Genomic DNA, 25,147 nt, shown 5'->3' with positions numbered 1-25,147 from the left:
TTTGGGGGATGAAGTAAGACCGGGGCAGGGCCGGCCTTATGCGGTCCGGGCCAAGTTTATGAACTCATCGTAGCTCACCCGATGCTCCTTGGGCTCCAGCAGGGTGCTGAAGTGGATTGTGAGCTTCTGCTGCACGATGGCATCGCGCATGCGCTGGAGCTGCTCGCGGTCGCCGAGCATGCGGGCCGCCATCTGCTGCAGCCGCTCGTCCTCGGGTGCGGGCATGCCGTACTGCATGAACTGGTCGGCGATGTAGCGCTTGGCGAAGGCGTCCATCTCCTCGCCCTTCGCCTCCAGGCCGTACTTCTCGATCACGCGGTCCTCCACGAGCTTGCGCCTCAGGCCTTCGGCATAGCCCGCGTAGCCCTCCTCCACCTGCTCGGGGGTCATCGGCTGCTCGCTGGTCTCCTTGATCCAGCGCTTGAGGAAGGCATCGGGCAGGTCGATGCGTGCCTGCTCGTGCAGCGCCTTCATCACCAAGCGCTTGTAGATGCGGTCGCTGTCGCGGCGGAACATGCCCTCCAGCCCCTCCTTCACCCGCGCGCGGAACCCGGCCTCATCGCTCAACGCATCCTTGCCGTACACGCGGTCGAAGAGCTCCTGGTTGACCTCGGCGGGCACCATCCGCTTGATCTCCACGATGCGGAACAGGAAGTTGCCATTCAACTGGTGGACGCGCTCGTGGTCGACCCCCAGCATGCGGGCAAGGTCCTCGTGATCACGGCTCACCTTGTGGGGGTCCACCACCACCTCATCGCCCACCGCCCTGCCCGTGAGGGCTGCCTTGGCCGTGGCGTCCTCCAGGAACTCGAGGCTGATGGTGGCGCGATGCATGATGCCGCCCTCCTGGATGGTGCCATCGGGCTTCAGCTCGATCATGTCGCCCAGGAGCATGTCGGCCTCGCCGCTCGCCGGGGCGTCCTCCAGCCTCCCGAACCGGCGCTTCATGTCGTCGATCTCGCGCTGCACGAGCTCGTCGGTCACGTCCACCACGGGGAACTCCACCTTCACCCGGTCGAGCTCCACCTCGAAGGAGGGCGCCAGGCCCATCTCGTAGGCGAACTCGAAGGTGCCCGGGTTGTCCCAGTCGTTGCCCTCAACGCTCTCGTTCTTGGGCAACGGCTGGCCCAGCACGCGGATGGCGTGCTGCTGGAGGTAGCCCCGCAGGCTCTCGTCGATGAGGCGCTCCACCTCGTTCACCAGGAGTGCCTTGCCCACCCGCTTGCGGATCAGGCTCATCGGGACCTGGCCCGGCCGGAAGCCGGGTAGCACGGCCTGCTTGCGCTGCTCCTTGAGGGCCTTCTCCAGGCCCGGGGTGTAATCGTCGGGGGTGAGCTTCACCTTCAAGGTGGCGGTGAGCGCTCCAGTGTCTTCCTTGAGGATATCCATGGGATCGTGTGCGGTTCGCGTGGCGGTTATCGGGTACGGACGGGGGGACTCGAACCCCCACACCTTGCGGTACCAGATCCTAAGTCTGGCGCGTCTACCAATTCCGCCACGTCCGTGGGTTGTGGAAAGGGAGCGCGAAGGTAGCCAATGGCCCTTTCCCGGCGACCCATCGCCCCACCCCGGTTACCTTCGCCCGTCCCATGGGCATGCACCGCTTCGACCCCAAAGCGCTCTCCATCGGCGCCCTGCATGGGCATCTGGTGGGCGCCATCGGCCCACGGCCCATCGCGCTCGCCAGCACCATCGATGCGCAGGGCCGGCCCAACCTGAGCCCCTTCAGCTTCTTCAACGTCTTCGGCGCCAATCCGCCGCTGATGATCTTCAGCCCGGCCCGCCGCGGCCGCGACAACACCACCAAGCACAGCTTCCATAACGTGAAGGCCGTGCCCGAGGTGGTGATCAACGTGGTGACCTATGCCATGGTGCAGCAGATCAGCGTGGCCAGCGGCGAATACCCCGATGGCGTGAACGAGTTCGAGAAGAGCGGGCTCACGCCGGTCGCATCGGAGCTGGTCAAGCCCTTCCGGGTGAAGGAGAGCCCCGTGCAGTTCGAGTGCCGCGTGCAGCAGGTGATCGAGACCGGTACCGGCGGGGGCGCCGGCAACCTGGTAATCTGCGAGGTGGTCATGATCCACATCAGCGACGCGGTGCTCGGCGCCGACGGCCGCATCGACCAGCGCCGCATCGACCTGGTGGGTCGCATGGGCGGGCACTACTACTGCCGCGCGCACGGCGATGCACTCTTCGAGCTGGAGCAGCCCAACACCAACTATGGCGTGGGCGTGGATGCTTTGCCGCCCGAAGCGCGGCTCAGCACGATCCTCACCGGCCATGAGCTGGGCATGCTCGGGGCCGCCCGCAGCATCCCCGACGAGACCAGCGTGAACGAGTACAAGCTCACCGAGCTGAGCGATACCTTCATCGCCCTGCAGGACCACCCGCAGGACCTCTTGGCCGCCTTGCACAGCCACGCCCAGCAGCTGCTGGCCCAGGGCCGCGTGGAGGAGGCGTGGAAGACCTTACTGGCATTCAACTCCCGATAATACCATGGCACAAGTCACCATCACCGGCACCGTGAAGGTGGTCGGCAAGACCCAACAGGTCAGCGACAAATTCAGCAAGCGCGAGCTCGTGATCACCGAGCCCAGCGGCCAGCGCCCGCAGCACATCCCGGTAGAGTTCACCCAGGACCGCACGAACCTCCTCGACGGGTTCAACCCCGGCGATGAGGTGACGGTGACCTGCTACGTGAACGGCCGCGAGTGGACCGGGCGCGACGGCGTCACCAAGTACTTCCTGAGCCTCAGCGGCAACCGCATCGACCGAAGCGGCGCAGCGCCCGCAGCTGGCGGGTATGGCAGCGGCACCCGGCAGGCCGCTCCTCCGCCCACCGCAGCCGATATGCCTCCCATCACCGGTGGCGACGAGGACGACCTGCCGTTCTGAGCGGGCTCATACCCGGCGCCCCTTCCATGCCGGCCGGACGAACATAGAGGCCACGGCCAACAGCGGAGCGTAGATGGCGAAGGCCGCGCAGGCCAGCACCGTTGCGAACGGATGGCCCGGCCTTCCTGCTGCGGCCCTTGCTTCGCCCACCAGGCCCACCACTGGCATCAGCCAGAGCAGCCAGGACGCGGCGATGAGCAGCACCTGCAGCAATCCGTGCTGGCCCATGGCGGCCGACAGGCTGAACGTGGCGGTGCGCGCGGCAAGGGCCCAAGGCCAGAGCAGGGCCAGTGCGCCGAGCACCGCCATCGGGGCCGGTGCACCGCTCATCTTGCCGGCCCACCGGAGCCGCTGCGCGACGAATGCGCGTAGGCCGGACACTGCAGGGGTGGTGACGAGGGCATCGGGATGGAACAGCGCACCGATGGGCCGTCCCTGCTGTTGGAGTCGGCGGAGCAGGAAGAGGTCATCACCGCTCGCGAAGCGGTCGCCCGCGTAGCCGCCAACGGCATCGAAAGCCCCTTTCCGGAAGGCGAGGTTGGCGCCATAGGCCAGTGTGGGCGCACCTGCGCATGCGCTGCCCATGGCCATGCCGAGCAGGGCCGCCTGCTCCTCCTGCTGCAGCCTGCCGATGAGGCCTTCACCCTCCGTCCAGACCGGCAGGATGAGCATGTCACTGCCCGTGGCGGACATGGCCTCTGCGATCCGCCGCAAGCGGTCAGGCCCGAACCGCACATCCGCATCGGTGAGGAGGATGAGGTCGGCGCCCGCCGCACGCACGCCGGTGGCGATCGCGGCCTTCTTGCCGGTCCCGTGGCTGGGCAGCACTTGCAGCGCCGGCCAGGTGCGCTGCATGCCCTTGGCGATGGCGGCGGTGCGGTCCGTGCTGGCGTCATCCACCACCAGCACCTCAACGAGCTCCCGCGGGTAGCGCTGGGCGTGGAGATCCTGAAGCACGGCGGCAATGCGGGCCTCCTCATCGCGTGCGGGCACTACCACGGCGATACGCGGAAGGGTTGCGGCAGCGCCGTGCGCGGGCTCCGTGCGCTCCGCCAAGGCCGATCGCCACCTGCCGATGACGGCCGCTTGGGCCGCAGCAAGGAGGAACAGGCCGATAGCCAGCAGGATCGATGCGGTCATGACGCGGTCGTTCGGATCTTCGCCACGAGCAGCAGCAGGCTGCCGGCCACGGCAGGGATCGCCAGGTTCACCACCCAGAGCACCAGGCTGGCGATGAAGACGCCTTGGTCGCTCGCCGGACCGGCTGCCAGCAATGCCACCGCCACGGAACCGCGCACGCCCAACTCGGTCAGCATCACCGTGGGGATGAGCGTGGAAAGGAGGAATACGGCGGGGATCACAGGCAGGCTCTGGCCCGGGCCGATCCCGGCCAGAAGGCCGAGGAGCAGCGCGAACTGCAGGGTGAACACCGCATAGCGCGCCGCGCTCAGGCCCAGTACCCGCAGCAGCAGAACGGGGCCGAATCGCTCAAGTACCCCGGCATGGCGCTCCCACCGCCGCACGACCGGCACCCGGGCCAGCACAGCGCGCAGGAGATCCGGGTTGAAATACAGGAGCAGCGTGCCCGCCGCCACCAGGCCGCACAATCCGATCCATCCGAAGGCATACGGCACAGCCTCCTCACCGCCGCTCCGCAGCGCCATGGCCATAAGGCCCGCCAGGCCCAGCACCACGGTGGTCACGAACTGGGCGATGCTGCCCACCGCTGTCGCGAAGCTGGCGGCGACCCGGTGCTCAGGAGCCAGGAAGAGCACGCGCCCGACGAACTCCCCTACCCGATTGGGCGTGATGAGGCCGATGCTCGTGCCCGCGATGGTCGCAGCGAAGGCCCGCCCCACGGAGAGCGCCTCCACCTGGCGCACCAGGATCCTCCATTTGCGGGACTCCAGCCCCCAGTTCACCAGCATGAGGAGCATGACCCCGCCGATCACCAAGGCGCCCTCATTCTCACCGAGCAGGGCCCACGCGGAGGCCAGGTCCGCCCCGCCCGTGCCGCCCGCCAGGCGCAGGTAGAGGAACGTGCCGGCCAGGAGGAAGACGCCCCACCGTATCAGCTGGATGGTGCGTCGGCTCACGGTACCTTCGTCGGCATAGGCGCGATGATGATCAAAGGTACCCCGGCGGCCGCACCGGCCGAGCGCATCATCCTCGGCATCGACCCAGGGACGGCGGTGATGGGATTCGGCGTGCTGATCATCGAGCAGGGTAAGGCCAAGCTGCTTGATGCGGGCGCCATCCGCTTTCCCGCCGCGGACGACCATACGCTGAAGCTCCGCGCCATCTTCAATGAGACGATGGCCATCATCGAGCGGCACCGGCCCGATGAGCTGGCCATCGAGGCGCAGTTCTTCGGGAAGAACGTGCAGAGCATGCTCAAGCTGGGCCGGGCGCAGGGCGTGGCCATCGCTGCTGCGCTGCAGCGTGAGCTGGCGGTGGTGGAATACGCGCCCAAGCGCATCAAGCAGAGCATCACCGGCAACGGCAATGCCAGCAAGGAACAGGTGGCCGCCATGCTGCTCAGCATCCTGGGGCTTGCGGAGCTGCCGCCCAGCACCGATGCCACCGATGCCGTGGCCGTGGCGCTCTGCCATCATTTCGCGCAAGGCATGGTGCCCAGGCCCGTTCGGGGAGGCGGCAGGCGGGGTAAAGCTGATTGGAGCAGCTTCATCCGCAGCAACCCCGACCGCGTGAAGTAGCGGTCAGGCGTTCCGGATGCGCTCGGCCGTGGCGGCCAGCTCCGCAGGCGACAGCTTCAGCTTCTCACGCGTGAAGTCCATGTCGCTCATGCGGTCGATGGGGATCAGGTGCACGTGTGCGTGGGGCACTTCCAGCCCGATCACGGCCACACCCACGCGGTCGCAGGGTATGGCGCGCTGGATGCGCGCCGCCACCTCCTGGGCAAAGGGCATGATGCCGGCCAGGGCATCGGCGGGGAGGTCGAAGAACCGGTCCACTTCCACCTTGGGCACCACCAGCGTGTGCCCCTCGCGCAGCGGGCTGATGTCGAGGAAGGCGAGGAAGCGTTCATCCTCCCCCACCTTGTGGCACGGGATCTCACCGGTAATGATGCGCGTGAAGATGCTCGCCATGGTCAGCGGCTGATCTCGATGATCTCGAAGCGGGTGGTGCCGGCCGGGGTCACCACCTCGGCCACTTCGCCCTTGGCCTTGCCCAGCAAACCCTTCCCGATCGGCGAGGTCACGCTGATCTTGCCCACGCGCACATCAGCCTCGCTCTCCGCCACGATGATGAACTCCCGCTGGCTCTGGTTGTCCACATGGCGCACCATCACGCGGCTGTGGATGTAAACCCGGCTGGTGTCCACCAGGCTCGTGTCGATCACGCGGGCATTCGCCACGACCTCTTCGAGCTTGGCGATGCGCGCCTCCAGCAGGCCCTGCTCCTCCTTGGCGGCATGGTACTCGGCGTTCTCGCTCAGGTCGCCCTTGTCGCGTGCATCGGCGATCTGCTGGCTGATGTGCGGGCGCTCCACCGTCTTCATGTGGTTCAGCTCGTCGAGCAGCTTCTTCAAGCCCTCTTCGGTGTAATAGGCGGGATTGCTCATGGCCGTTGCGTCTGGTGATGCAAAGAACGGAAGAGGACCCCGAGAGGTCCTCTTCCATCGCAGTCGGGGTTGTTCAGAGGCTGATGCGGATGCCCAGGCTGTGGAAGCCTCCGAAGGGGTTCGTGGCCCGGTAGGCATAGTCCAGGGCAACGGCTGATTTCTTCTCCTCGCCGAAGGGGAAATCGACGCTGAGGCCTGCGGACGGCCCGGTGAACCAGGAGGTGCGCTCCTCGGCGTCATCCTTCGTCTCATACTGGTAGCCGCCGCGGAGGTGGAGCATCTTGCGGAAGGCGTACTCCACGCCGATGATGCCCTGGTCCCTGGTGAACGAGTTGGACACGAAGGTGCCCGCGAATGTCACGCGGTGCATCTCGTTGATATGCCAGTCGTAGGCCGCGCCGATGTTCAGGAGCGAGGGAATCTCGAAATTGCCCGACCGCTGCTGCAGGGTGAGCTGATCGCTGCCGGAGGTGAGCAGGCCCTGCACCGCGAGCCCGTCGCCGCTGAATTGCATGGCCGGTCCCACGTTCTTCAGGGCGATTCCGAAGTGGATGTTGTCCTGCTCACCGGTCACGTAATGGATGCCCGCATCGAAGCACACGCCGGTGGCCCGCACGTTGGAGGTGGACTCTGAGACCACCCGCAGCAGCAGGCCGCCGAAGATGCTGTTGGAGAAGCCCTTCGAGTAGGCGACGCCGATGTTGGATAGGCTCGGCCGGAAAGCGCCGCGCCCGCCCTCGGGGTTGTCCACGGTGGTCACTTCCAGCTCGCCGAAGGAGAGCACGGAAGCCGTTACGCCGAGCACTCCGCTCGCGCCCAGCTTCTGGCCAAGGCCCACGCTGTTGAGCGACATGCCGGCGCCGGGCAGCTGCATGTTGGTGAAGAGCACCTCGGTCTTGTTCACCGCGGATAGGCCCGCCACGTTGCCGAACATGGCCTCGGCACCCTTCACCCTGGCCGTATTCGCCATACTCCAGCCCGAGGAACGCGCCCAGGGATTGAGCAGCAACTGCGTGGCACCGGCCGAGCCGGCCCGGTCAGGATTGCCTGCCATGGCTGGGCCTGCCGCTGCAGCCACCAGTGCGCACGCGAGCACCGGTCCGTGGTATATCGATCGCTTCATGTCCGTGATTCGGTTCGTCAGGTCGGGTCTAGAAGTTCTGGAGGTCGAGCGGGCGCATCACACCGAACCACTTGAGCACCTTCTCGCCGACGTTCGGCACATCCACATGACAGATGTACACGCCGCCAGCGATGGGGATGTTGTTCGTGTTCTTCAGGTCCCAGTCCAGGTAGGTGAGGCTGTTGTCCTTGCGGAAACGGCGCACCAAGGTGCCGTTCACCGTGTAGATGGAGATGGTGCAGACCTGCGGGAGGTTGATGAACTTCACCCGGTTGTCCAGGCGCGATGTCTCGTATCCGCTGAAGGCGTAGTAGGGGTTCGGCACCACGTTGATGCGGTCGAGGAACTCATTGGCCACATCGGCCACTCCGGTCTCCGTGGCGAACTCGCCCGTCCCGAAGCGGTACAGGGGAAGTCCGCCGTTCAGCGCAGGGGTGATCGGCGCCGGGCTGCCTGCGTAGTCCGTGTAGGACCGGTAGGGCTTGGCCACATTGAGGCGGATGCGCACGTCCGTGCCAAGGAACTCACGACCGGACACGCTGATGGCGCTACCCACCCAGCCGATGCCACGCAGCACCGTGGCGCGCGCCGCACCGCCCGAGGGCAGGTTCTGATAGATGTACTGGCCCTGGTCGTACTGGCCCACCCTGTTCTGTACTCCCGACTGGCGACGGTCGTTCTTGAAGACGTAGATCCAGTGGCATCCGCCGAAGTAGGGGGATGGAATCTCGCCCTGCGGGGCAGGCAGCGTGAACACCTCGTTCGGGTTCCAGATCATGTCGCGGCCGATCTCCCCGCCCCAGAAGCTGTTCTCACCATAGGCCATATTCAGGCGCTCACCGGTCTCCAGGTCGATGGCATAGCCGGGGAACCAGCCCATGCCGGTCGGCTGCGTGCCGCCGAGCGTGGCCTCATCCTCATTGCACCCGGGGGTGCCCGACTTGCGGCCGTCCTTGTCGATGCTCGGGGAGGCACGCAGGGCCAGCTTGATGGCACCGCCCTGGCTGAGCGTGGTATTCGACTCCTGCTCCAGCACCGCGGAGCGCGTCCACTTGCTCTTGTCCTTGGTGATCACCACCTGTACGCTGGGCGTCTCCCGCACCTGCGCCAAGGTGTTGGCCTGCTGCCCATCGGGGTTCAGTCCAGGCTGGAAGTCAGCGCCGCCCACGAGCGGCCAGGGCGCCCACGTCCCGCCGAGCAGCTTCTCGTAGGTCTGCTCATCATCAATACCCGTTCGGTCGGAATACTGTGCGGGGGTGTTCTCACCGTCCACGAAGTTGCCGCTGCGGATCCAGTTGAACACGGAGAGGCCGTCGGCATCGGGGATGCCCGTCAACCAGGCCTTGGAGGGGTCGGCGAACTCGATGGAGCCCAGGCCCAGGGGCTTGGTGTAGGTATTGCGGAAGTATGCCTGGCCGATGGTGACCGAGATGCCGTACTCCGGGAAGAGGCGCTCATAGGGCATGTCGATGGCCCGCTGGGCGAAGGCGGTCTCGCCCGTGGTCGCATTCTTCAGGTACCAATAGGCGTCATCCAGGTTGCCCGGGGTGATCGAATCCTGGAACCACACCTCGAACTGGGCGTTGGGCACCTTCAGCGGATCCACCACCTTCACTTCGATAGGGGCGAGCCCGCGCTTATAGGTCAACTCATCCTTCCGCCACGGGCTGGAAGCGACGATGGCGTTCTCCGTAGCCTGATCGAGCTCGATCTCGAGATTGCCATTGCCCTGGCCCTCGAGACGGGTGATCTGAAGGGCATCGCCGTAGTTCGCATTCTGCCGGGTTCCGAAGGACTCGGCACCGGGCTTGTGCGGGATTCCCACGTAGGTGCGGATGGAACCGAAGGCGGCTTTACGGCCGGCCACGTAAGGGAAGGCCTGGCCGGTGCCCTCGTTCACATTGTAGTCCTCGTAGTTGTTGTAGCCGTAGGCAATGGCGATGTAGTAGTACGACTTGAAGTTCACCAGCGTCGGATCGCCTTGGGCGAACCTGTCCGTGGTGATGCGGATGGCATGGCGGATGCCCTGATCCGCGCCGTTCACCTGCTCGGTGGGCACCACCTGCTGGATGGTCTCGTCGTAGGGGTAGTTGATGATCTGGCCGATGCCGTCCTGCACATCGCCCTGGTAGACCAGTCGGGCGAGCTCCACGTTGTCGAGATCCGCCACGCTGGCCTCGGCGTTCTTCATCTGGTAGATCTTGTAGCCCTGGAACCGGTAGAAGCGGTCGTAGGGCGGTCCACCCAGGCCGTTGTCCAACGGGATGATGGGGTCGAGCTCCTGGTAGGCCTCGTTCTCGTTGTTGCTGCCCGCCGGGTTGGTGATGTAGAGGATCAGCTCGCGGTCCAGTTCGCGGATGGTGAGGTCAGGTGCATCCGGGCCATCGAGGATCTTGAAGCAGTTGTCGAAGAGGGCCTGCGCCTTGTCATCGGCCACGCGCAGGGGACCGAGACTGGATGCGGCACTGCCGACGGGTGAGCGGGCATACACAACCCCCACCGTGATGTTGTTGAATGCACCGGCCTCGAGGGTGAAGGGCCCCGCACTCTGCACGAAGCGGCGGTCCACCAGCGTGCGGTCCTCATCGTGCCAATCCCCTTGGGGCGCGCAGTTGGTTCCCCAGCCCACGGGGTCGGTGGTGCCCGGGAACATGTAGAACGTGCGGATGCCGTTGCCCGAAGCATCGTAGCCATTGCCGCCGTGCGTCATCTCCACACCGTTGCGCCAGATGCTCCGCAGATAGTTGTAGTAGTGGCCCGCAATGCTCGGGTCGGTCATGTTGGCGTTGGGCGCCTCGCGGTTGAAGTAGAGGAATGCGCGCATGCCGAAACGCTCGTTGTCCACGATTCCATCGCCATAGCCGATACCGATGCCCTTGTAGGGGATACCGCCCTGCAGTTGCGCCTGCACGCAGTCGAAGTTCTCCAGATAGGTCTGGGGGCCAGGATTGTCGGTTCCATCGGAATCCTGGAACGGGCCTTCGAAGAAGTCCACCCCGATCGCGGGCGGCGGCGGTGCCGGCCCGCCGTAGCCCACGGCTCCGAGGCAGGCCTGATCCACGTCCTGCCAGTTGTACACGTATCCCAGCCCGCGACGCACGTCGCAACCGGTGAAGTCATCGTTCGAGCAGCCCAGATCGGGATCCACGAAGTGGCCGAAGTAGGTGTTCACCAGGGTCTGCGAGGCCCAGTTGATGACCGTGTAGTTGTAGAAGGTCATGTTGTTGATCTCGTTGTTCGCGCTGAAGGCGAAGGCCTGTGCGCGCACTTCGAGGCCGATGGGCTGGCCCTGGGTCTCCGTATGGGCATCGCCCTTGTCGTTGAAGATCCAGTAGATGTTGTAATCGCCGAACAGGGGCACGGGGTCGTCACGGCGCTTGTTCTTGCAGGCCTCCACGGTCTGGTCGAACCCGTAATCCGGATAGTCGCCGTCATAGGGGTTGTAGCTGCCGTCCTCATTGTAGTCGAGGAAGGGCGCGAGGTAGAGGTCCTGGTTCACCTCCGGATCGCCCAAGGCCGGCCATTGCAGGAAGGTGGGCGGGACCGAGTACCCCTCGGGGAAGAGCTCGGCCACATCGCAGCCCGGGGTGTTCACGCAGTTGATCCAGGCCAGGTGCGCCTCGGCCTCGGCACGCCTGGTCGTCCAGAATTTATCATAGGCCTGGCAGACATCGGGGGTCACGCTGGCATCGGAGCGGTTCAGCGGACCGGGCCAGAAGTCGTTGCCCGAGGCACGGTACAGCACCGCTGCGAGCTTGAGCTGGCCGGCCGAGGACTCGCCGCCCATCCAGAGACCGCCGGCGTAGATCGCATTGGCCCCGCTGAAGTCATCCGTCTTCGGCACCTCGTACCCCGAACGGCCCGTGCCGCTCCGGCGGGTCCACACGTTGCCGCCGTTCTCGATCACGGCGCGCACGTTGTTGTAGTCGAGCTGCGTCACCTGCGTGGCCGGTGAGCAGGCCCCCGCCTTCGGGGCCCCGCCGCCACGCTGCTGCATGCCACTGGTGGAAGGCGGATTCCATGCCGCCGCCACGAGGGCGAGGGGCAAGGCCATGCTCAGAGCGAAGGTTCTGGTGGTTGCGCTGTGTAGGCCTTTCATGTTCGTGCGGTATCGGTTCATCAGAAGCTCAGGCGAACGCCCAACCGGATGGTGCGCGGCGCGCCGAAGTTGTTGGGCTCGTTGTTCTTGATCGTGTAGAGGTCGCGGTAGGCGTCGGGATCGGTCTGCGAGCGGTCCGTGAGCTGCGCCAGATAGCCGTCGTTCACGGGCGAACCGGTGAAGCGGTACACACCGGTGATGTTCTCGGTATTGAACACGTTGGTGATCAGCAGGTATACGTTGAGGTCGGCGCTCTTCGCCTTGTCGCCATCCTTGCCGCCGAAGGTCAGCGGGATGTCACGGTCGATCTGCATGTCCGTGGTGAACTGCCACGGGAGGCGGGCACCGTTCAGGGTGCCGTCGAGGCGATAGTTGCTTGCGCCCGTGGCCTCGCTCACCACCTGCGAGCTGCGGCTGTACGGCGTGCCGCTGCCCAGGATGTTCACCATGTTGACGCCGGTGCCCTGCAGGATGGGCTTGCCGAAGAGCATGGGACCGTTATAGTCCTTGCCGCGGCCATAGCGGAAGTCGAAGGTGGTCTGGAAGCGGTGGCGCTGGTCGAAGTCGAGCGGCGAAATGGTCCGCAGGTTCGGCTGGCCGCTGTTGATCAGGTTGATGCCCGTGGTGGGCCCGGAGCCGGTGCCATCGGCGAACTGCAGGGTATAGCTGGCGCGCATCCATACGTTGCCGGTCCTGCGCAGGTCGAAGGTGGCGGTGAAGCCCTTCACCGTGCCGAAGTCGAAGTTGTCATAGGTGCGGTAGTCGCGCGGCCAGGCGTTCACCACGTTGCGCACCGTGATCTGGTCGCGCAGCTCGCGGTAGAAGGCCGCGATCTTCAGCGAGGAGGCCTTGCCGAGCACCTGCTGGAAGCCCAGTTCGTAGTCGATGGTCTTGGTGGGCTTCAGGTTGGGGTTGTTCAGCACATCGTTGTTCTGCTCGATGTAGGCGTAGCTCACCAGGTCGCCGCGCGACTGGATGGCGTTCGGGCGCTGCGTCAGCACGTCGTAGTGCGCGAAGAACACGGCCTCATCGCTGATCGGGAAGGAGAACGCGATGCGGGGCATGATGTTCACCACCGGCGTATAGTCCCTGAAGGCCGAGCGGGTCATGGGCGAAGTGCCCTGCAGCTCGCTGCGGTCGTCGCCGCCGATGAGGTATGGACGGATGCGACCGCCCTGCTGGATGGAGTTGCCGTCCGCGAGTTCCACGCCAGTGGCGCTGTACCACGTATCGCCGTCGCGGTAGCCGCGCACCGCGTTCGGGTCCTCGTAGTCGTCCACGTACACCACGAAATCATCCCCGATGTTGCTCGGGCGGTTGCTGAGCTGCTGCTGGATGGCGGACACCGGCACCGCATCGCCGGCCTTGTAGGCCTCACGCCACAGGTACTTGTCCTTCAGCACGTTCTGGTTGGCATCGTAGCGGTCAACGCGCACGCCCACGTTGAAGATGATGTCGTCGAAGGCGAACTTGTCCATGATATAGCCCGCCATGTAGATGGGCTGGAAGGGCGCTTGGGCACGGGTGTAACGGCCGCGCTCATCCAGCTCCGTGAAGAAGTCATCGAAGCTGGGCTTGCGGGTGAGGCGGTTGCCCAGGTAGTCGTAGCCCACGAAGGAGACCAGGTTGTTGCCCGCATTGATGAGCTCGTCCGCATCGAACATGTCGAGCGCGAGCGCGCTGGGGTCGAGGGCATCCACATCGATGTAGTCCGTGCCGTTGGGATCGAGGCCGAGGCGCTGGCGCAGGCTGCGGTCGAAGAAGCGCTGGTCATCGCCCACCAGCCGGTCGTAGAAGTGGAATGGGAAGGGGCTGTTGGGCAGCTCAACGATATCGCTGGGCGGCAGCGAATCGGGAACGAAGTTCTCGATGTGGAAGTTGGTGAGGCCGCGTGCGCGGGTCCAGAGGCCGGTGGGCACCAGGTCGTAGCGGCGCTGGGTGAGCTGCTCGTACTCCACGCCCACGCTCACCGCGTGCTGGCCGATATCGGCGCTGCCGATTGCGGTGAAGCGGATCTGGTCGTTCTGGCGCTTGCGGAACTCGGCTCCGTTGGGATCATCGATGAAGCCCGGGTTGTTCCACATCTGGTAGAGCGCGATGGGGCGGTCGCCGTTCCAAAGCACACCGCGGCGCTGGGTCTCGATCCGGTCCTGGAAGTAGCCGAGGTATCCGGGGACATCCACTTCAGCCCCGAAGAGATTGGCCACGGGGTACTGCTCGCGGGGAAGGGCGTTGAAGTAGTAGCTGTTGAAGTCCGCGAGGGCCGGATTCTGGGTGCCTGGGGTGAAGGTGACCAAGGTGTCGCGCGCGCCGGTCTGCACCCAGCGGGCCCCGCGCAGTTCGAATTGCGGCGCACGGTAGGTGGTGAACCGGCCCACGTACCCGTAGTCGAAGAGGCGGTCACCATGCACGAAATCCTCCACGTTGTTCAGGTAGCTGCTGTAATCGAGCTGCAGGCTGTAGAAGGCGTTCTTGATGGTGCTCCGCTTCTCCTCCTCGGCGGTGCGGTTGGCGAAACGCTGGGTGTACTTGATGAACGCGCGCCAGCTCGTCTCCTTGGTCCTGATGTTGCGGTCGGCGTTGAGCAGCGCATTGCGGCGGTTGTAGGATTGGCGGTTGGAATAGTCCAGCGAGCCGCCGAGGGTGAGGTTCACCGTCTGGGTGGTGGCGATGTCGATCTTACCGGAGGCTGTGAAGCTGGTCTGGCCGGCATTCTGGCGCGTGCGGATGGTCTCCACATCACCGGCGCGCAGGAATTCGCTGGCGGGCACGAGCGCCACATCGGTCCCGGTGTTCAGGATCACGCCGGGGTTGGCATCCAGCCGGTCGCGCACATCCGCGCGCAGGCGCACATCACCGATATAGCTCGGGCTGGGATCCACCGCGTTCGTGTACTGGCCGCTGATGAAGAAGCCGATGAGGGGCTTGGACTTGTTGCCCAGGCTGTCCTTGCGGAACAGCAGCGGGCCGCTCAAGCTCGCCTCCACCTGATTGAAGGCGAACTTGTCCAGACCGACGATATCCGTGATATCCTTTCCCACCTTGTAGCCGGAAGTAAGGTATTCCGCGCCGCCGAAGAACTGCCGGCTCGGACCACGAGTGGTGATGTTGATCAAGCCACCGGTCACATCGCCGTAGTTGGCGGGCACACCGCCGGTGATCACCTGCACCTCCTCGATGGCCCCTTTGGGCAATCCGGTACCTGCACCGGCCGGCACCTTCACGCCATCGATGTAGTAATAGGTGGCCTCGGTGCGCGCGCCCCGGATGCTGATGCCGCCCCCCGTGCCCGCATCACTGGCGCCGGCCACCGTGGTGGCGATGGACGCCGCGCTGCGGCCCGGCATGCGGGCGATGTCCTCGCGCGTCACGGTGCCGCCGGAAGCGCCACCGTCCTTGTTGATGAGGGGCACGGAATACTGCACCACCTCGAACTCCTTGAGCTCGATGCCCGCATTGAGCTGGATGTTGAGGAAGGTGATGATGTTGCTGTTGACCACCACCCCGGTCTGCTTGTAGGGCTGGTACCCCACATAGCTCACCACCACATCGTAGGTGCCCGGATCGATGGGCTTGATGAAGTAGTTGCCGTCGAAGTCGGTGGCGCCGCCGGTGACCTGGCTGCCCCGGGCTTCCACGATGATGTTCACGAACGGCAGCGGTTCGCCGGTCTTCTTATCGGAGATCTTGCCCTTGAGGCTGCCGGTGCCCACTTGGGCGAGCGCCGGGAACGCTGCGATGAAACAAAGGGCGACTGCGGTGGATAGCCTTCTCACCATCAACGGTCAGGTTTAACGTTCTGCTGAACTGCGCAACGAGGGGGCGCTAATATAGAAAGGAAACGATTCGGCGGAATTTTCGCTTTTCCGCGCCGGACGGCCGTTTCCGGAGGTCTTGCCGGGTGCACGGCCATCCTTCGCAACGGCCTTGGGGAGCGCTTCGGGCAACATGGGGGAAAGATACCCTTGCCGCCTTGGACCAATTGCTAGGAGCGCTGCCATTCACGGGGCGTTGTTTACGATCCAGGGATCAGCGCTTGCGGCGGAACAGCCGGGCCGGGAAGCCATCGCGGTGCCTGCCGCTGCCATGCCGGTCCGCACGGCGCGTGTGCTGCTTGATGCGCTTGCGCGTGGCCTTGTCCTGCAGCGAGAGGTGATGCTTGCGGTCGGCCTTCTCCTCCTTCGCCTTGGCCTTCTTCTCCTCCCGCTCCTTCTTGGCGAGGTTGCGCTCCTGCTTGCGCTGGCTGATGCCCTCGTCCTGGGCCATGGCCGCGTGCGGCGCAAGGGCCAGCATCGCGGCGAGGGCCCAGAACGGCGGTCGGAGGCGCATGGCGCAAGGTTAAGGCCTCGGCCCCGCTCGCGTTCCTGCCTACCTTCGTTCCTTCATTGGACACGCAACGGACCATGACCCGCTCATCCGCGCTGAAGCTGACCCTTGCGGCCGTGGCCGGTTCGTTCTGCCTGGCCGTTTCCTGCCGCAAGCCCTCTTCAGGCGGCGTGCCACCCGTTACGGTCGACATCTCCATCAATGTGAACAACCCCGCCTACGCCGACCTGGCCGTCCCGGGCGGCTGGCTTTACCTGAGCGGGGGATCCCAGGGGATCATCGTCTTCCGGGTGGGGCAGTCGGAGTTCATGGCGCTCGACCGGCATTGCCCCTACCGGACATCTGACCTCTGCCGCGTGGTGGTGGACAGCAGCGAGGTCATCGCCCGCGACACCATGTGCTGCGGGTCAGCCTTCCTCATCAGCAGCGGCGCTGTGGTGCAGGGTCCATCCGCGCTGCCCCTGAAGCCCTACAACACCTCCTTCAACGGGACGGTGCTGCGCATCTACAACTGAGCAGGCCGTTGCGCACGCCTCTGCGGTCCGGTGATGCCGCACGGCGGCCCGGCCCGAAGGATGCCATGTCACGCTCCAGGCGGCAGGGAGCGCCAAATACGGAAGCCCGGCCTTGGGGCCGGGCTTCGCGCCAGGATGGAAGCACCGATCAGTACCGGTACTCGTCGCTCTTGAAAGGACCGCTCTTCGGCACGCCGATGTACTTGGCCTGCGCATCGGAGAGTTCCTCCAGCTCCACGCCGATCTTGGACAGGTGCAGCTTGGCCACCATCTCATCGAGGTGCTTGGGCAGCACGTACACCTTGTTCTCGTAGTTCGCGTGGTTCTTCCACAGTTCGATCTGCGCCAGCGTCTGGTTGGTGAAGCTGTTGCTCATTACGAAGCTGGGGTGGCCGGTGGCGCAGCCCAGGTTCACCAAGCGGCCCTCGGCCAGCACGATGATGTCCTTGCCCTCGATGGTGTACTTGTCCACCTGGGGCTTGATCTCCACCTTGGAGCTGCCGTAGGCCTTGTTCAGCCAGGCCATGTCGATCTCGTTGTCGAAGTGGCCGATGTTGCACACGATGGCCTTGTCCTTCATCTTCCGGAAGTGCTCCTCCGTGACGATGTTGAAGTTGCCCGTGGCCGTGATCACGATGTCAGCCCGGTGGACGCAATTGGCGAGCTTCTTCACCTCGTAGCCGTCCATGGCCGCCTGCAGGGCGCAGATGGGATCGATCTCGGTGACGATCACGCGGGCCCCGGCTCCCCGGAGGCTCGCGGCAGTGCCCTTGCCCACATCGCCATAGCCGCACACCACGGCCACCTTGCCGGCCATCATGATGTCGGTGGCACGGCGGATGGCATCCACCGCGCTCTCCTTGCAGCCGTACTTATTGTCGAACTTGCTCTTGGTGACGCTGTCGTTCACGTTGATCGCGGGCATCGGCAGCGTGCCGGCCTTCTCGCGGTCGCGCAGGCGCAGCACGCCGGTCGTGGTCTCCTCGCTGAGGCCCTTGATGCCCTTGATCAGCTCGGGGTACTTGTCGAACACCATGTTGGTGAGGTCGCCGCCGTCGTCGAGGATCATGTTCAGCGGCTGGCCATCGGGGAAGGCGAAGAGCGTCTGCTCGATGCACCAGTCGAACTCCTCATTGGTCATGCCCTTCCAGGCATACACGGGAATGCCGGCCTTGGCGATGGCGGCGGCGGCATGGTCCTGCGTGCTGAAGATGTTGCAGCTGCTCCAGCTCACCTCGGCGCCCAGCTCCTTGAGGGTCTCGATGAGCACGGCGGTCTGGATGGTCATGTGCAGGCAACCGGCGATACGGGCGCCCTTCAGCGGCTTCTCCTTGCCGTACTGCTCGCGGAGCGCCATCAGGCCGGGCATCTCTGCCTCCGCCAGCTCGATCTCCTTGCGGCCCCAGTCGGCGAGGGCCATGTCTTTCACCTTGTACTTCAACTGTTCCTTGGTCTGGGGCATCGTGGTGTTCATAGGGTCGGCGAAATTACGGCCTTCCTGACGAACAAGGCCTTTCCCTATGTTCGCGGGCATGGGCCGCGTGCTGGAACACATCGAGGAGGCCAAGGGTTCGGGACGGAAGCTGCTGGCCGTGCTCATCGATCCCGATTTCGGGCAGGATGAGGCGGCCCTGGAGCGCACCGTGCACAACGCCTGCATGGCGCGCGCCGACCTGCTCCTGGTGGGCGGTAGCCTGCTCACCTCGTCCTCCTTCGACCGCTGCGTGCGGCGGGTGAAGGAGTGGAGCGACCGTCCGGTGGTGCTCTTCCCCGGCAGTCCCTCCCAATTGAGCGCGCATGCCGATGCCGTACTCTTCCTGAGCCTGATCAGCGGCCGGAACCCGGAGCTGCTCATCGGCCACCATGTCACGGCGGCCCCCACGGTGCGGGCGCTGGGGATCGAAGCGATTCCAACGGGCTACCTGCTGGTGGACGGAGGCCGCACCACGACCGCCCATTATGTGAGCCAATCGGCCCCCATCCCCCATGACAAGGCCGGCATTGCCGCCGCCACCGCCATGGCCGGAGAGCTTCTGGGGCTCCGGGCCCTCTACCTCGACACCGGCAGCGGCGCGCCCCGGAGCGTGTCCCCGGCCATGGTCGCGGCGGTGCGGGCCACGGTCGGGCTGCCCATCATCGTGGGCGGCGGCATCCGCGATGCGGCCACGGCGCGAGCGCTCTGCAAAGCCGGAGCGGACCTGCTGGTGGTGGGCACCGCCTTCGAGCAGGACCCTGAACTGATCTTCGCCATGAGCGATGCGGTTCACGGGTGAAGCCGTACGCCGACCATACACGCATCATGCGGGGCCCGCTTTCCTTGCTGCTCATCCTGGTTGCGCTCTCGGCGCGGGCGCAGGCCGATTCGCTCTGGCGCGTGTGGAGCGATACCGGAAGGCCTGACAGCGCCAGGCTGCAGGCGATCCAGCAGCTGGCCTGGAAAGCCGTCTTCGAGCAGCCCGACAGCGGCGTGGCCCTGGCCTGGAAGCAGCTCGAACTGGCCACGCGTGCCCGCTCCGCCCGTTCCATCTACGAGGCGCATACCACCATCGCCGTAGGGAGCAGCATGCGCGGCGACCATGCGGCCGCATTGGAGCACCTCTCGCAGTGCATGGCGCTGGCCAAGTCCATGGGCGACCTCAAGCGGCAATCGAGCACCTACCGCAACCAGAGCAACGTGTACCGGAGCATCGGCGACCTGCCGCTCGCCCTTGAGCAGCTCCAGAAGAGCCTGCGCATCGACACGGAGCTGGGCAACAGCGAAGGGCTCGAAGGCACCTACAACAACATCGGCAACCTCTACACGGAGCTCGGGGAACCCGCCAAGGCCTTGGAGAACTACCGGCGCAGCGCCGAACTGGCCGACGCGCTGAACAGCGACAAAGGCCGGGCCCAGGCGGCGATGAACCTGGGCAGCACGCTCCTCGACCTCGGAAGGCCCGACACGGCGATCATCCTCTTCCGCCAAAGCCTGGAGCGCTACCGCAAGCTGGGCCGGAAGCCTGAGCAGGGCATGGTGCTCAACAACCTTGGACGGGCGTACGGGCAATTGGGGCGACTGCCTGAGGCCTTCGCGAGCCTCGATTCGGCGGAGCGCATCCTCGGTGCCATCGGCACCGCCAAACCGCTGGCACGGACCCATGTGAACCGCGGCACCCTCCTGCTGAAAGCCGGCCGCGCCCGCGATGCGGTGGCGGCTTGCAGGGCAGGTGAGCGCATCGCGCTGGAGGGCAATCTGCTGCAGCAGCGCCGCGAATGCCTTTCCTGCCTGCATCAAGCCTATGAGCGCCTGGGGGACTACCGGAAAGCCTACGCGGCGCACGCGGAATACACCACGGTGCATGATTCGCTCCAGCGCATCAACAACAGCAAGGAGGTGACCCGGCTGGAGGTGAGCAGGAGCTTCCAGGAGCGCATGCTGGCCGATAGCCTGAGCAATGTGCGGCAGCGGTACGAGGACCAGCTGGCCTATCAGCAGCAGCTCGGCCGGGAGCGCGAGCAGCGCAACATCTTCCTGTTCTCCGGCATCGGAGTGCTGCTGCTGGCAGGCGGGCTTTGGAACAGGCTGCGGTACACCAGGCGGTCACGGGCCGCCATCCAGCGGGAGAAGGACCGCAGCGATGGCCTCCTGCACAACATCCTGCCCGAGGAGGTGGCCGCCGAGCTAAAGGCCAAGGGGCATGCGGAGGCCCGGCACTTCGACCAGGTGACCATCCTGTTCACGGACTTCAAGGGATTCACAGGGGTGAGCGAGCGCCTCTCCCCGGCCGAACTGGTGGAGGAGCTCAACTGCTGCTTCACGGCCTTCGATGCCATCATGGAACGCTACGGCGTGGAGAAGATCAAGACCATCGGCGATGCCTACATGGCCGCCGGGGGCGTGCCGGAGCCGCGCCCCGATGCCGCCGCCGACGTCATCCGCGCAGCCCTGGCCATGCAGGCATTCATGCGTGCGCGGCACGAGGCGCGCACCGCGCAAGGGCTACCCGCCTTCGAGATGCGCGCCGGGGTGCACACCGGTGCCGTGGTGGCCGGCATCGTCGGCTCCCGCAAGTTCCAGTACGACATCTGGGGCGATGCCGTGAACACCGCGGCTCGCATGGAATCGTCCGGCGAGGCCGGCCGGGTGAACATCAGCGGCGCCACCCACGCCCTGGCCGTGCATGCCCCTGACCTCGCCTTCTTCCCGCGCGGCCGGGTGAGCGCCAAGGGCAAGGGAGAGCTGGAGATGTGGTTCGCCGAGCGCCGGCAGGGCTGAGCTCAGCGCTGCACCACCACGCGCGTGCGCTGAGCCGCCGACTGCCCCGCCTGCGCTTCCAGCGCATAGTGGCCGGCCGGCACCCGGCCCAGGTCGATGCTCAGCCCTTCCGCCACCTGGACCGCCGCGCGCTCAAGCACTACGCGGCCTGTGGCATCGATAAGCCGGTACCGCAGCTCGCCCTTGGCGTTGGGCAGGCGCAAATGCAGAACATCCGCAGCGGGGTTCGGGTACACCTGCAGCGCGCTCGGCCCGCGATCCGGTTGAGCCATCGCGAGGCCGGTGATGATTCCCGAGCGCGCGGGCGCCGCCGCGGTGCCCGCATCCAGCACCGTCACGGGAGTGCCGTCGACGAAGACGCTCAGTTGCGCCCCCCCGACCGGATCACCGCCCACCTCCGCCAGCCGCAACATGTAGCATTCCTCGGGCATCAGCTGCACCCATTGCTCCACCTCATCGCCGGTGGTGTATGGCCCGCCCTGCGCCACCACCTGCGCTGCACCATTGGTGATCGCCCACGTGAGCGAATCAGGGGCGGCAGCCATGCTCAGGACCAGGCCCATCACATAGCTGCCGGCGGCCACCACTGGAACATCGAGCGGCACGGACATGATATTGCCGTTCGGGTCCTCATCGGCGATCCCGTTCACGCTGATGATGCGGAACTCCAGCACATCGCCCGGCTCGAGGTCCGGCACCACGGGCAGCACCGGCTGGCGCACATCGCCCTGGAGCGCTGGGACCGCCAGGGTCCAATTGAAGGTGTTCACCATCAGCCCATTGCTCCAGGTCTCCACCACGCAGCTGCCCATGGTGGCCGAGCCCGCATTCTGGATCCGCAGCACAGGCGAAGCGCTCCCCTCACAGGCGAAGCGCAGGCCCGTATAGTCCAGGATCCGTGCGTCGTAGGTCGCCTGTGCAGCAGCGAGGAGCACTGAAGCGAGTGCGCATGACGAGATGACTGAGCGAAGCATGGGAGGAGCTTTGATGGCGCCAAACTAGACGCCCGGCCTGCGCTCCGCAATAGAACTTTGGTTAGTGCCCAGCCGAGGTCAATCCGCCAGCTTCACCCAGCGCCCTTGCCGCACCGTACCGCCATCATCCCGGGCCTCCACGAGGTAGATGCCTGCCGGCCAGCCCGTTGTGTCCAACGCGCTTCCCGCCCATCCGGAAGACGAATGCACCATCTGCCCGGACATGTTGAACACGCGAATGCTAACCAGGCCGACGGCGTTGCCAAGGCCGATGCTCAATTCCCCTGAACCGGGGTTCGGGCGCAGGCGCAAGGCCGGCTGCAGGCCGTTCCTTGCCGGCACACCCAAGTGGACCATGCAATCATTGGGCTCACCTTCCCACAACCCGTAGTGCACGATTCCATCGACGCTCATGCACACGAGCCACTGGCTGCCTGAGACCGACGGACCCGCGCACATATTGAACGGCCCGAGCGTGCTTCCCACGCCTTGTATCCAATGGGCGCAGGGCCAATCTCCCGGATCGATCAAGGATGCCACTCCGATCCGTTTGCGCGGCGTACCCACCAAGAAAAACCGTATCGACACTCACCACGCGGACGGCATCGACCGAAGGGAATCCCATCACCTCCCCGAAACGCACGGTATCCCCGACCGCAACATCGTAGTCGTACCAGAGCAGGTCTTCCTCCATCCATGGGCGGCGGTAATACACCTGACCGGTACCGCTCTCGCGCACCGGCATGCCATTCCAGTTCATGTAGGCCACTCCACCGATGACCGTGTCCGGTGCAGAAGGGTCATAGGTGAATGACCAGCCGTAGTGCTCATAGCCGGGGCCTACCCATCCCGCACCCACCCACACGGCATAGCCCTGCGGCAGCGCGTGGAACTGCGCTGTTGCGCATATGGCCCAACAACAGAGCGATGCGCTGAAGAGGCATCGGGGCGCCATAACCCAAAAGTAGCCGCTAGAGCTTCACGCTCACGCCCGCCAGCACATGCAGCGGCGCCTGCGGGAACAGCCCCACAAGCTGCTGGCGCCTGCCATCGCTGATGAAGCTGTAGGCCCAGCCGTTGCTCTCGTAGAGCTCGCTGAAGAGGTTGCGGACCGTGAGATTGAAGTCGATGCCCCTGGTGCCCTTGGCCAACCATGTGGCATTCAGCCGCAGGTCGTTCACCAGGAAGGGGTCGAGCCTGCGGTCGGGGCTGGTACTGAGGTCGAGGTATTGCGTGCCCACGTACTTCGTGACGAACGTGATGTCGGCCGTGCCGCGCTCGCTGCTCCATGCGCGATAGCCCAGTTCGCTGCCCGCCACGAGACCCGGCGAGAACGGGAGCTCACGCTCGGCATAGGCGAATGCGGCCTGCCCGCCGGTGTCCCAATCGTCCACGAATTCCGTGAAGTCGCGCACGCGGTTGCGGCTGAACGCGGCGTTGGCACGCCAGGTTATGCGCTGCCCGATGCGCACCGCTCCCGTCAGCTCGATGCCCGCACGGTAGCTCTTTGCCACATTGGTGCGGAGCGCTGCGCCCACGTCATTGAGCTCGCCGGTGAGCACGAGCTGATCCGCATAGTCCATGAAGTAGAGGTTGATGCCCGCGTTCGTGCGGCTGGCACCCCGCTCATAGCCCAGTTCGTAGTCGACCAGCCGCTCGGCGCGGGGGCGGCGATCGGGCGTACTCTCCTGCAGGTCCTCGCGGTTGGGCTCACGGTGCGCCACGGCCACCGATGCATATGCCTTGCCGCCATCGTGCACGCGCCAGAGGAGCCCCGCCTTTGGGTTGAAGAAGCTGAAGGCGATGGACTGCTGCTGCGGCGCGAAATCGCTGTTGAGCATCTCCAGGCGGTGTTCCACCATGCGAACCTGCGCATCACCGAATGCATCGAGCCGGTCGCCCAGGGCATAGGTGAGCTTGGCGTAGGCGTTCGCGTCGGTCTTCCGTGCGTCATTGTCGTAGTAGCGGTCGCGGATATCGAGCGTACCGGCCCATCGCGCCCAGACCACCTCTCCGAAGTGCGTGCCGCGGTATTCGCTGTAGCTGCCGCCGACCACGAGCCGGTGCCCGCCCAGCTTGATCTCGGCGCTGGCATTCGCGCCGGTGAGCGCATTGTCCAGCCAGCGACGCCGGATGAGGTCGGTGCTGATCACCGTGTCGCCATTGATGACGGCCGGTGCGATGCCGTAGCGGCCCAGGTCATCGTCTTCGCGGAACTGCTCGAAATAGCCCGCACCGAGCACCCGGAAGACCGTGAGGTTCAGCGCCACACTCCCACCCAGCCGCTGGTCGAGGAGCAGCTGGTAGTGCGTCTGGTCATAGTTGTCCACCTCGTTCTCGTAGGTGTAGGGATTGAAGGTGCGATTGGTGTCGATGGCCTCGCGCGGCACGCCTCCCCAGGCCTGGTAGGTGACCTCCTTCCCCCGGAAGGTTATGAACCGCAGGGCGCGCTGCCGGCCGAGCCATGCACCTTGGAGGAAGTAGCTCTTCAGGTCGGCGGTCGCGCGGTCGATGTAGCCGTCGGTGGTGATGGACGAGAGGCGCGCATCGAGGCTGAAGCGGCCATCGATCAATCCCGTGCCGGCGCTCACGCTGTAGCGCTGCGTGTTGAAGGACCCGCCGCTCACGCTGGCGAGCGCCCAGGGCTCACGCCTCACCGCTGTGGTGCGTACGTTCAAGCTGGCACCAAAGGCGGCCGGGCCATTGGTGCTGGTGCCCACGCCGCGCTGCACCTCGATGTCCTCGGCGCTGGTGGCCAGGTCCGGCAGGTTCACGAGGAAGGCGCCCTGGCTCTCCGCATCGTTGAAGGGCACTCCATTGAGGGTGATGTTGGTGCGCGCGGCATCGGTGCCGCGTATGCGCATGTAGGTGTAGCCGATGCCGGTGCCGCCATCGCTGGTGGCCACCACGCCGGGCTGCTGCTCCAGCAGGAAGGGCAGGTCCACGCCGGTGTTGATGCGGTCGATGTCTTCACGCTGAAGCACGGTCTTCGCGAAGGGCGCGCGATCGCCCGCCCGCAATGCGGTCACTTCGGCGGCCGACAGCAGGACGGGAGCAGCGGGCAGGCGCAGGTCGAAGGTGTTCTCACCGGCCGCGATCGACACGGTGGTGTCCACCGGCGCATGGCCGATGCGCGACAGGCGCACGCGCAACGGGCCCTCGCGCAGTCCCCCGATGGCGTACCGGCCGAGCCGGTCGGTGGCCGCACCGAAACGGGCATCCGGGCCCACCACGATGCTCACGCCCTCGAGCGGGACGCCATCGCCGCCGGTGATGGTGCCGGTGAGGCGTGATTGGGCGGCGGCGCCCATACTGAGCAGGGCCGCGGCGAAGAGTGCAAGGATCGGTCGCATGTTCCTCCGTGTTGAAGACTT

At 65.6% G+C, this 25,147-nt stretch carries 19 protein-coding genes and 1 tRNA gene; 6 read left to right on the top strand and 14 right to left on the bottom strand.

The window, feature by feature from the left end; all coding sequences use genetic code 11:
- Nucleotides 1-36 precede the first annotated feature (36 nt).
- Nucleotides 37-1,389, bottom strand: coding sequence for a trigger factor (tig, locus tag QY325_15220; protein WKZ66104.1), 1,353 nt, complete (start codon nucleotides 1,387-1,389; stop codon nucleotides 37-39).
- A gap of 34 nt (nucleotides 1,390-1,423) precedes the next feature.
- Nucleotides 1,424-1,505 (bottom strand) — tRNA-Leu (locus QY325_15215).
- A gap of 90 nt (nucleotides 1,506-1,595) precedes the next feature.
- Here QY325_15215 and QY325_15210 point away from each other — a divergent pair.
- Complete coding sequence (locus tag QY325_15210) at nucleotides 1,596-2,492, top strand: flavin reductase family protein (protein WKZ67995.1); 897 nt, start codon at nucleotides 1,596-1,598, stop codon at nucleotides 2,490-2,492.
- 4 nt (nucleotides 2,493-2,496) lie between these two features.
- Nucleotides 2,497-2,895, top strand: a complete 399-nt coding sequence (locus QY325_15205) for a DUF3127 domain-containing protein (GenBank protein WKZ66103.1) — start codon at nucleotides 2,497-2,499, stop codon at nucleotides 2,893-2,895.
- Nucleotides 2,896-2,901: 6 nt separating this feature from the next.
- Here QY325_15205 and QY325_15200 read toward each other — a convergent pair whose 3' ends face one another.
- Both QY325_15200 and QY325_15195 read right to left on the bottom strand, forming a co-directional pair.
- The gene (locus tag QY325_15200; protein ID WKZ66102.1) at nucleotides 2,902-4,035 is read right to left on the bottom strand and encodes a glycosyltransferase; all 1,134 of its coding nucleotides are present in this window, start codon (nucleotides 4,033-4,035) and stop codon (nucleotides 2,902-2,904) included.
- On the bottom strand, nucleotides 4,032-4,991 hold the full coding sequence (locus tag QY325_15195; protein ID WKZ66101.1) for a lysylphosphatidylglycerol synthase domain-containing protein: 960 nt from the start codon (nucleotides 4,989-4,991) through the stop codon (nucleotides 4,032-4,034). The genes QY325_15200 and QY325_15195 overlap by 4 nt, the downstream gene beginning before the upstream one ends.
- A gap of 24 nt (nucleotides 4,992-5,015) precedes the next feature.
- Between QY325_15195 and ruvC the strand changes: the two genes are divergently transcribed.
- A complete protein-coding gene (gene ruvC / locus QY325_15190; protein WKZ66100.1) occupies nucleotides 5,016-5,612 on the top strand; it encodes a crossover junction endodeoxyribonuclease RuvC in 597 nt (198 codons plus the stop codon).
- Nucleotides 5,613-5,615: 3 nt separating this feature from the next.
- On the opposite strand, the gene QY325_15185 is transcribed toward ruvC, so the two are convergent.
- The 6 genes from QY325_15185 to QY325_15160 form a co-directional block, all read right to left on the bottom strand.
- Nucleotides 5,616-6,005 (bottom strand): HIT family protein, encoded by a 390-nt coding sequence (locus QY325_15185; protein WKZ66099.1) that lies wholly within the window; start codon nucleotides 6,003-6,005, stop codon nucleotides 5,616-5,618.
- Nucleotides 6,006-6,007: 2 nt separating this feature from the next.
- The gene (gene greA, locus QY325_15180; GenBank protein WKZ66098.1) at nucleotides 6,008-6,481 is read right to left on the bottom strand and encodes a transcription elongation factor GreA; all 474 of its coding nucleotides are present in this window, start codon (nucleotides 6,479-6,481) and stop codon (nucleotides 6,008-6,010) included.
- Between the two features lie 73 nt (nucleotides 6,482-6,554).
- Nucleotides 6,555-7,604 carry a PorV/PorQ family protein gene (locus QY325_15175; protein WKZ66097.1) on the bottom strand — a complete coding sequence of 350 codons (1,050 nt, stop codon included), beginning with the start codon at nucleotides 7,602-7,604 and terminating at the stop codon, nucleotides 6,555-6,557.
- 28 nt (nucleotides 7,605-7,632) lie between these two features.
- Nucleotides 7,633-11,658 (bottom strand): T9SS C-terminal target domain-containing protein, encoded by a 4,026-nt coding sequence (locus QY325_15170; protein ID WKZ66096.1) that lies wholly within the window; start codon nucleotides 11,656-11,658, stop codon nucleotides 7,633-7,635.
- Between the two features lie 65 nt (nucleotides 11,659-11,723).
- Nucleotides 11,724-15,482 carry a carboxypeptidase-like regulatory domain-containing protein gene (locus QY325_15165; GenBank protein ID WKZ66095.1) on the bottom strand — a complete coding sequence of 1,253 codons (3,759 nt, stop codon included), beginning with the start codon at nucleotides 15,480-15,482 and terminating at the stop codon, nucleotides 11,724-11,726.
- Nucleotides 15,483-15,732: 250 nt separating this feature from the next.
- A complete protein-coding gene (locus tag QY325_15160; GenBank protein ID WKZ66094.1) occupies nucleotides 15,733-16,032 on the bottom strand; it encodes a hypothetical protein in 300 nt (99 codons plus the stop codon).
- A gap of 74 nt (nucleotides 16,033-16,106) precedes the next feature.
- Here QY325_15160 and QY325_15155 point away from each other — a divergent pair, with 74 nt between their 5' ends.
- Nucleotides 16,107-16,544 carry a hypothetical protein gene (locus QY325_15155; protein WKZ66093.1) on the top strand — a complete coding sequence of 146 codons (438 nt, stop codon included), beginning with the start codon at nucleotides 16,107-16,109 and terminating at the stop codon, nucleotides 16,542-16,544.
- 148 nt (nucleotides 16,545-16,692) lie between these two features.
- Here QY325_15155 and ahcY read toward each other — a convergent pair whose 3' ends face one another.
- Nucleotides 16,693-18,006: an adenosylhomocysteinase gene (gene ahcY, locus QY325_15150; protein ID WKZ67994.1), complete on the bottom strand. Its 1,314-nt coding sequence runs from the start codon at nucleotides 18,004-18,006 to the stop codon at nucleotides 16,693-16,695.
- A 70-nt stretch (nucleotides 18,007-18,076) separates the two neighbouring features.
- Here ahcY and QY325_15145 point away from each other — a divergent pair, with 70 nt between their 5' ends.
- On the top strand, nucleotides 18,077-18,817 hold the full coding sequence (locus tag QY325_15145) for a geranylgeranylglyceryl/heptaprenylglyceryl phosphate synthase (protein ID WKZ66092.1): 741 nt from the start codon (nucleotides 18,077-18,079) through the stop codon (nucleotides 18,815-18,817).
- A 26-nt stretch (nucleotides 18,818-18,843) separates the two neighbouring features.
- A complete protein-coding gene (locus tag QY325_15140) occupies nucleotides 18,844-20,799 on the top strand; it encodes an adenylate/guanylate cyclase domain-containing protein (protein WKZ66091.1) in 1,956 nt (651 codons plus the stop codon).
- A gap of 2 nt (nucleotides 20,800-20,801) precedes the next feature.
- On the opposite strand, the gene QY325_15135 is transcribed toward QY325_15140, so the two are convergent.
- From QY325_15135 to QY325_15125, 3 genes are all read right to left on the bottom strand, one after another.
- A complete protein-coding gene (locus tag QY325_15135; protein WKZ66090.1) occupies nucleotides 20,802-21,773 on the bottom strand; it encodes a T9SS type A sorting domain-containing protein in 972 nt (323 codons plus the stop codon).
- A 78-nt stretch (nucleotides 21,774-21,851) separates the two neighbouring features.
- Nucleotides 21,852-22,187: a T9SS type A sorting domain-containing protein gene (locus QY325_15130; GenBank protein WKZ66089.1), complete on the bottom strand. Its 336-nt coding sequence runs from the start codon at nucleotides 22,185-22,187 to the stop codon at nucleotides 21,852-21,854.
- Nucleotides 22,188-22,744: 557 nt separating this feature from the next.
- Nucleotides 22,745-25,126: a TonB-dependent receptor gene (locus QY325_15125; protein ID WKZ66088.1), complete on the bottom strand. Its 2,382-nt coding sequence runs from the start codon at nucleotides 25,124-25,126 to the stop codon at nucleotides 22,745-22,747.
- Nucleotides 25,127-25,147 lie beyond the last annotated feature (21 nt).

It is taken from the genome of Flavobacteriales bacterium (assembly GCA_030584065.1).
Lineage (GTDB): Bacteria > Bacteroidota > Bacteroidia > Flavobacteriales_F > PHOS-HE28 > PHOS-HE28.
The sequence above is the reverse complement of the archived record's forward strand: the minus strand, read 5'-3'. Positions and strand labels throughout refer to the sequence as shown.

Bases quoted from the DNA above. Each gene is read 5' to 3' on its own strand.
- QY325_15175 (WKZ66097.1), bottom strand. From the start codon at position 7,604: ATGAAGCGATCGATATACCACGGACCGGTGCTCGCGTGCGCACTGGTG.
- QY325_15170 (WKZ66096.1), bottom strand. From the start codon at position 11,658: ATGGCCTTGCCCCTCGCCCTCGTGGCGGCGGCATGGAATCCGCCTTCC.
- QY325_15160 (WKZ66094.1), bottom strand. From the start codon at position 16,032: ATGCGCCTCCGACCGCCGTTCTGGGCCCTCGCCGCGATGCTGGCCCTT.
- QY325_15185 (WKZ66099.1), bottom strand. From the start codon at position 6,005: ATGGCGAGCATCTTCACGCGCATCATTACCGGTGAGATCCCGTGCCAC.
- QY325_15155 (WKZ66093.1), top strand. From the start codon at position 16,107: ATGACCCGCTCATCCGCGCTGAAGCTGACCCTTGCGGCCGTGGCCGGT.
- QY325_15165 (WKZ66095.1), bottom strand. From the start codon at position 15,482: ATGGTGAGAAGGCTATCCACCGCAGTCGCCCTTTGTTTCATCGCAGCG.
- QY325_15130 (WKZ66089.1), bottom strand. From the start codon at position 22,187: ATGAGCGTCGATGGAATCGTGCACTACGGGTTGTGGGAAGGTGAGCCC.
- QY325_15125 (WKZ66088.1), bottom strand. From the start codon at position 25,126: ATGCGACCGATCCTTGCACTCTTCGCCGCGGCCCTGCTCAGTATGGGC.
- ruvC (WKZ66100.1), top strand. From the start codon at position 5,016: ATGATGATCAAAGGTACCCCGGCGGCCGCACCGGCCGAGCGCATCATC.
- greA (WKZ66098.1), bottom strand. From the start codon at position 6,481: ATGAGCAATCCCGCCTATTACACCGAAGAGGGCTTGAAGAAGCTGCTC.
- tig (WKZ66104.1), bottom strand. From the start codon at position 1,389: ATGGATATCCTCAAGGAAGACACTGGAGCGCTCACCGCCACCTTGAAG.
- QY325_15205 (WKZ66103.1), top strand. From the start codon at position 2,497: ATGGCACAAGTCACCATCACCGGCACCGTGAAGGTGGTCGGCAAGACC.
- QY325_15140 (WKZ66091.1), top strand. From the start codon at position 18,844: ATGCGGGGCCCGCTTTCCTTGCTGCTCATCCTGGTTGCGCTCTCGGCG.
- ahcY (WKZ67994.1), bottom strand. From the start codon at position 18,006: ATGCCCCAGACCAAGGAACAGTTGAAGTACAAGGTGAAAGACATGGCC.
- QY325_15200 (WKZ66102.1), bottom strand. From the start codon at position 4,035: ATGACCGCATCGATCCTGCTGGCTATCGGCCTGTTCCTCCTTGCTGCG.
- QY325_15135 (WKZ66090.1), bottom strand. From the start codon at position 21,773: ATGCTTCGCTCAGTCATCTCGTCATGCGCACTCGCTTCAGTGCTCCTC.
- QY325_15145 (WKZ66092.1), top strand. From the start codon at position 18,077: ATGGGCCGCGTGCTGGAACACATCGAGGAGGCCAAGGGTTCGGGACGG.
- QY325_15210 (WKZ67995.1), top strand. From the start codon at position 1,596: ATGCACCGCTTCGACCCCAAAGCGCTCTCCATCGGCGCCCTGCATGGG.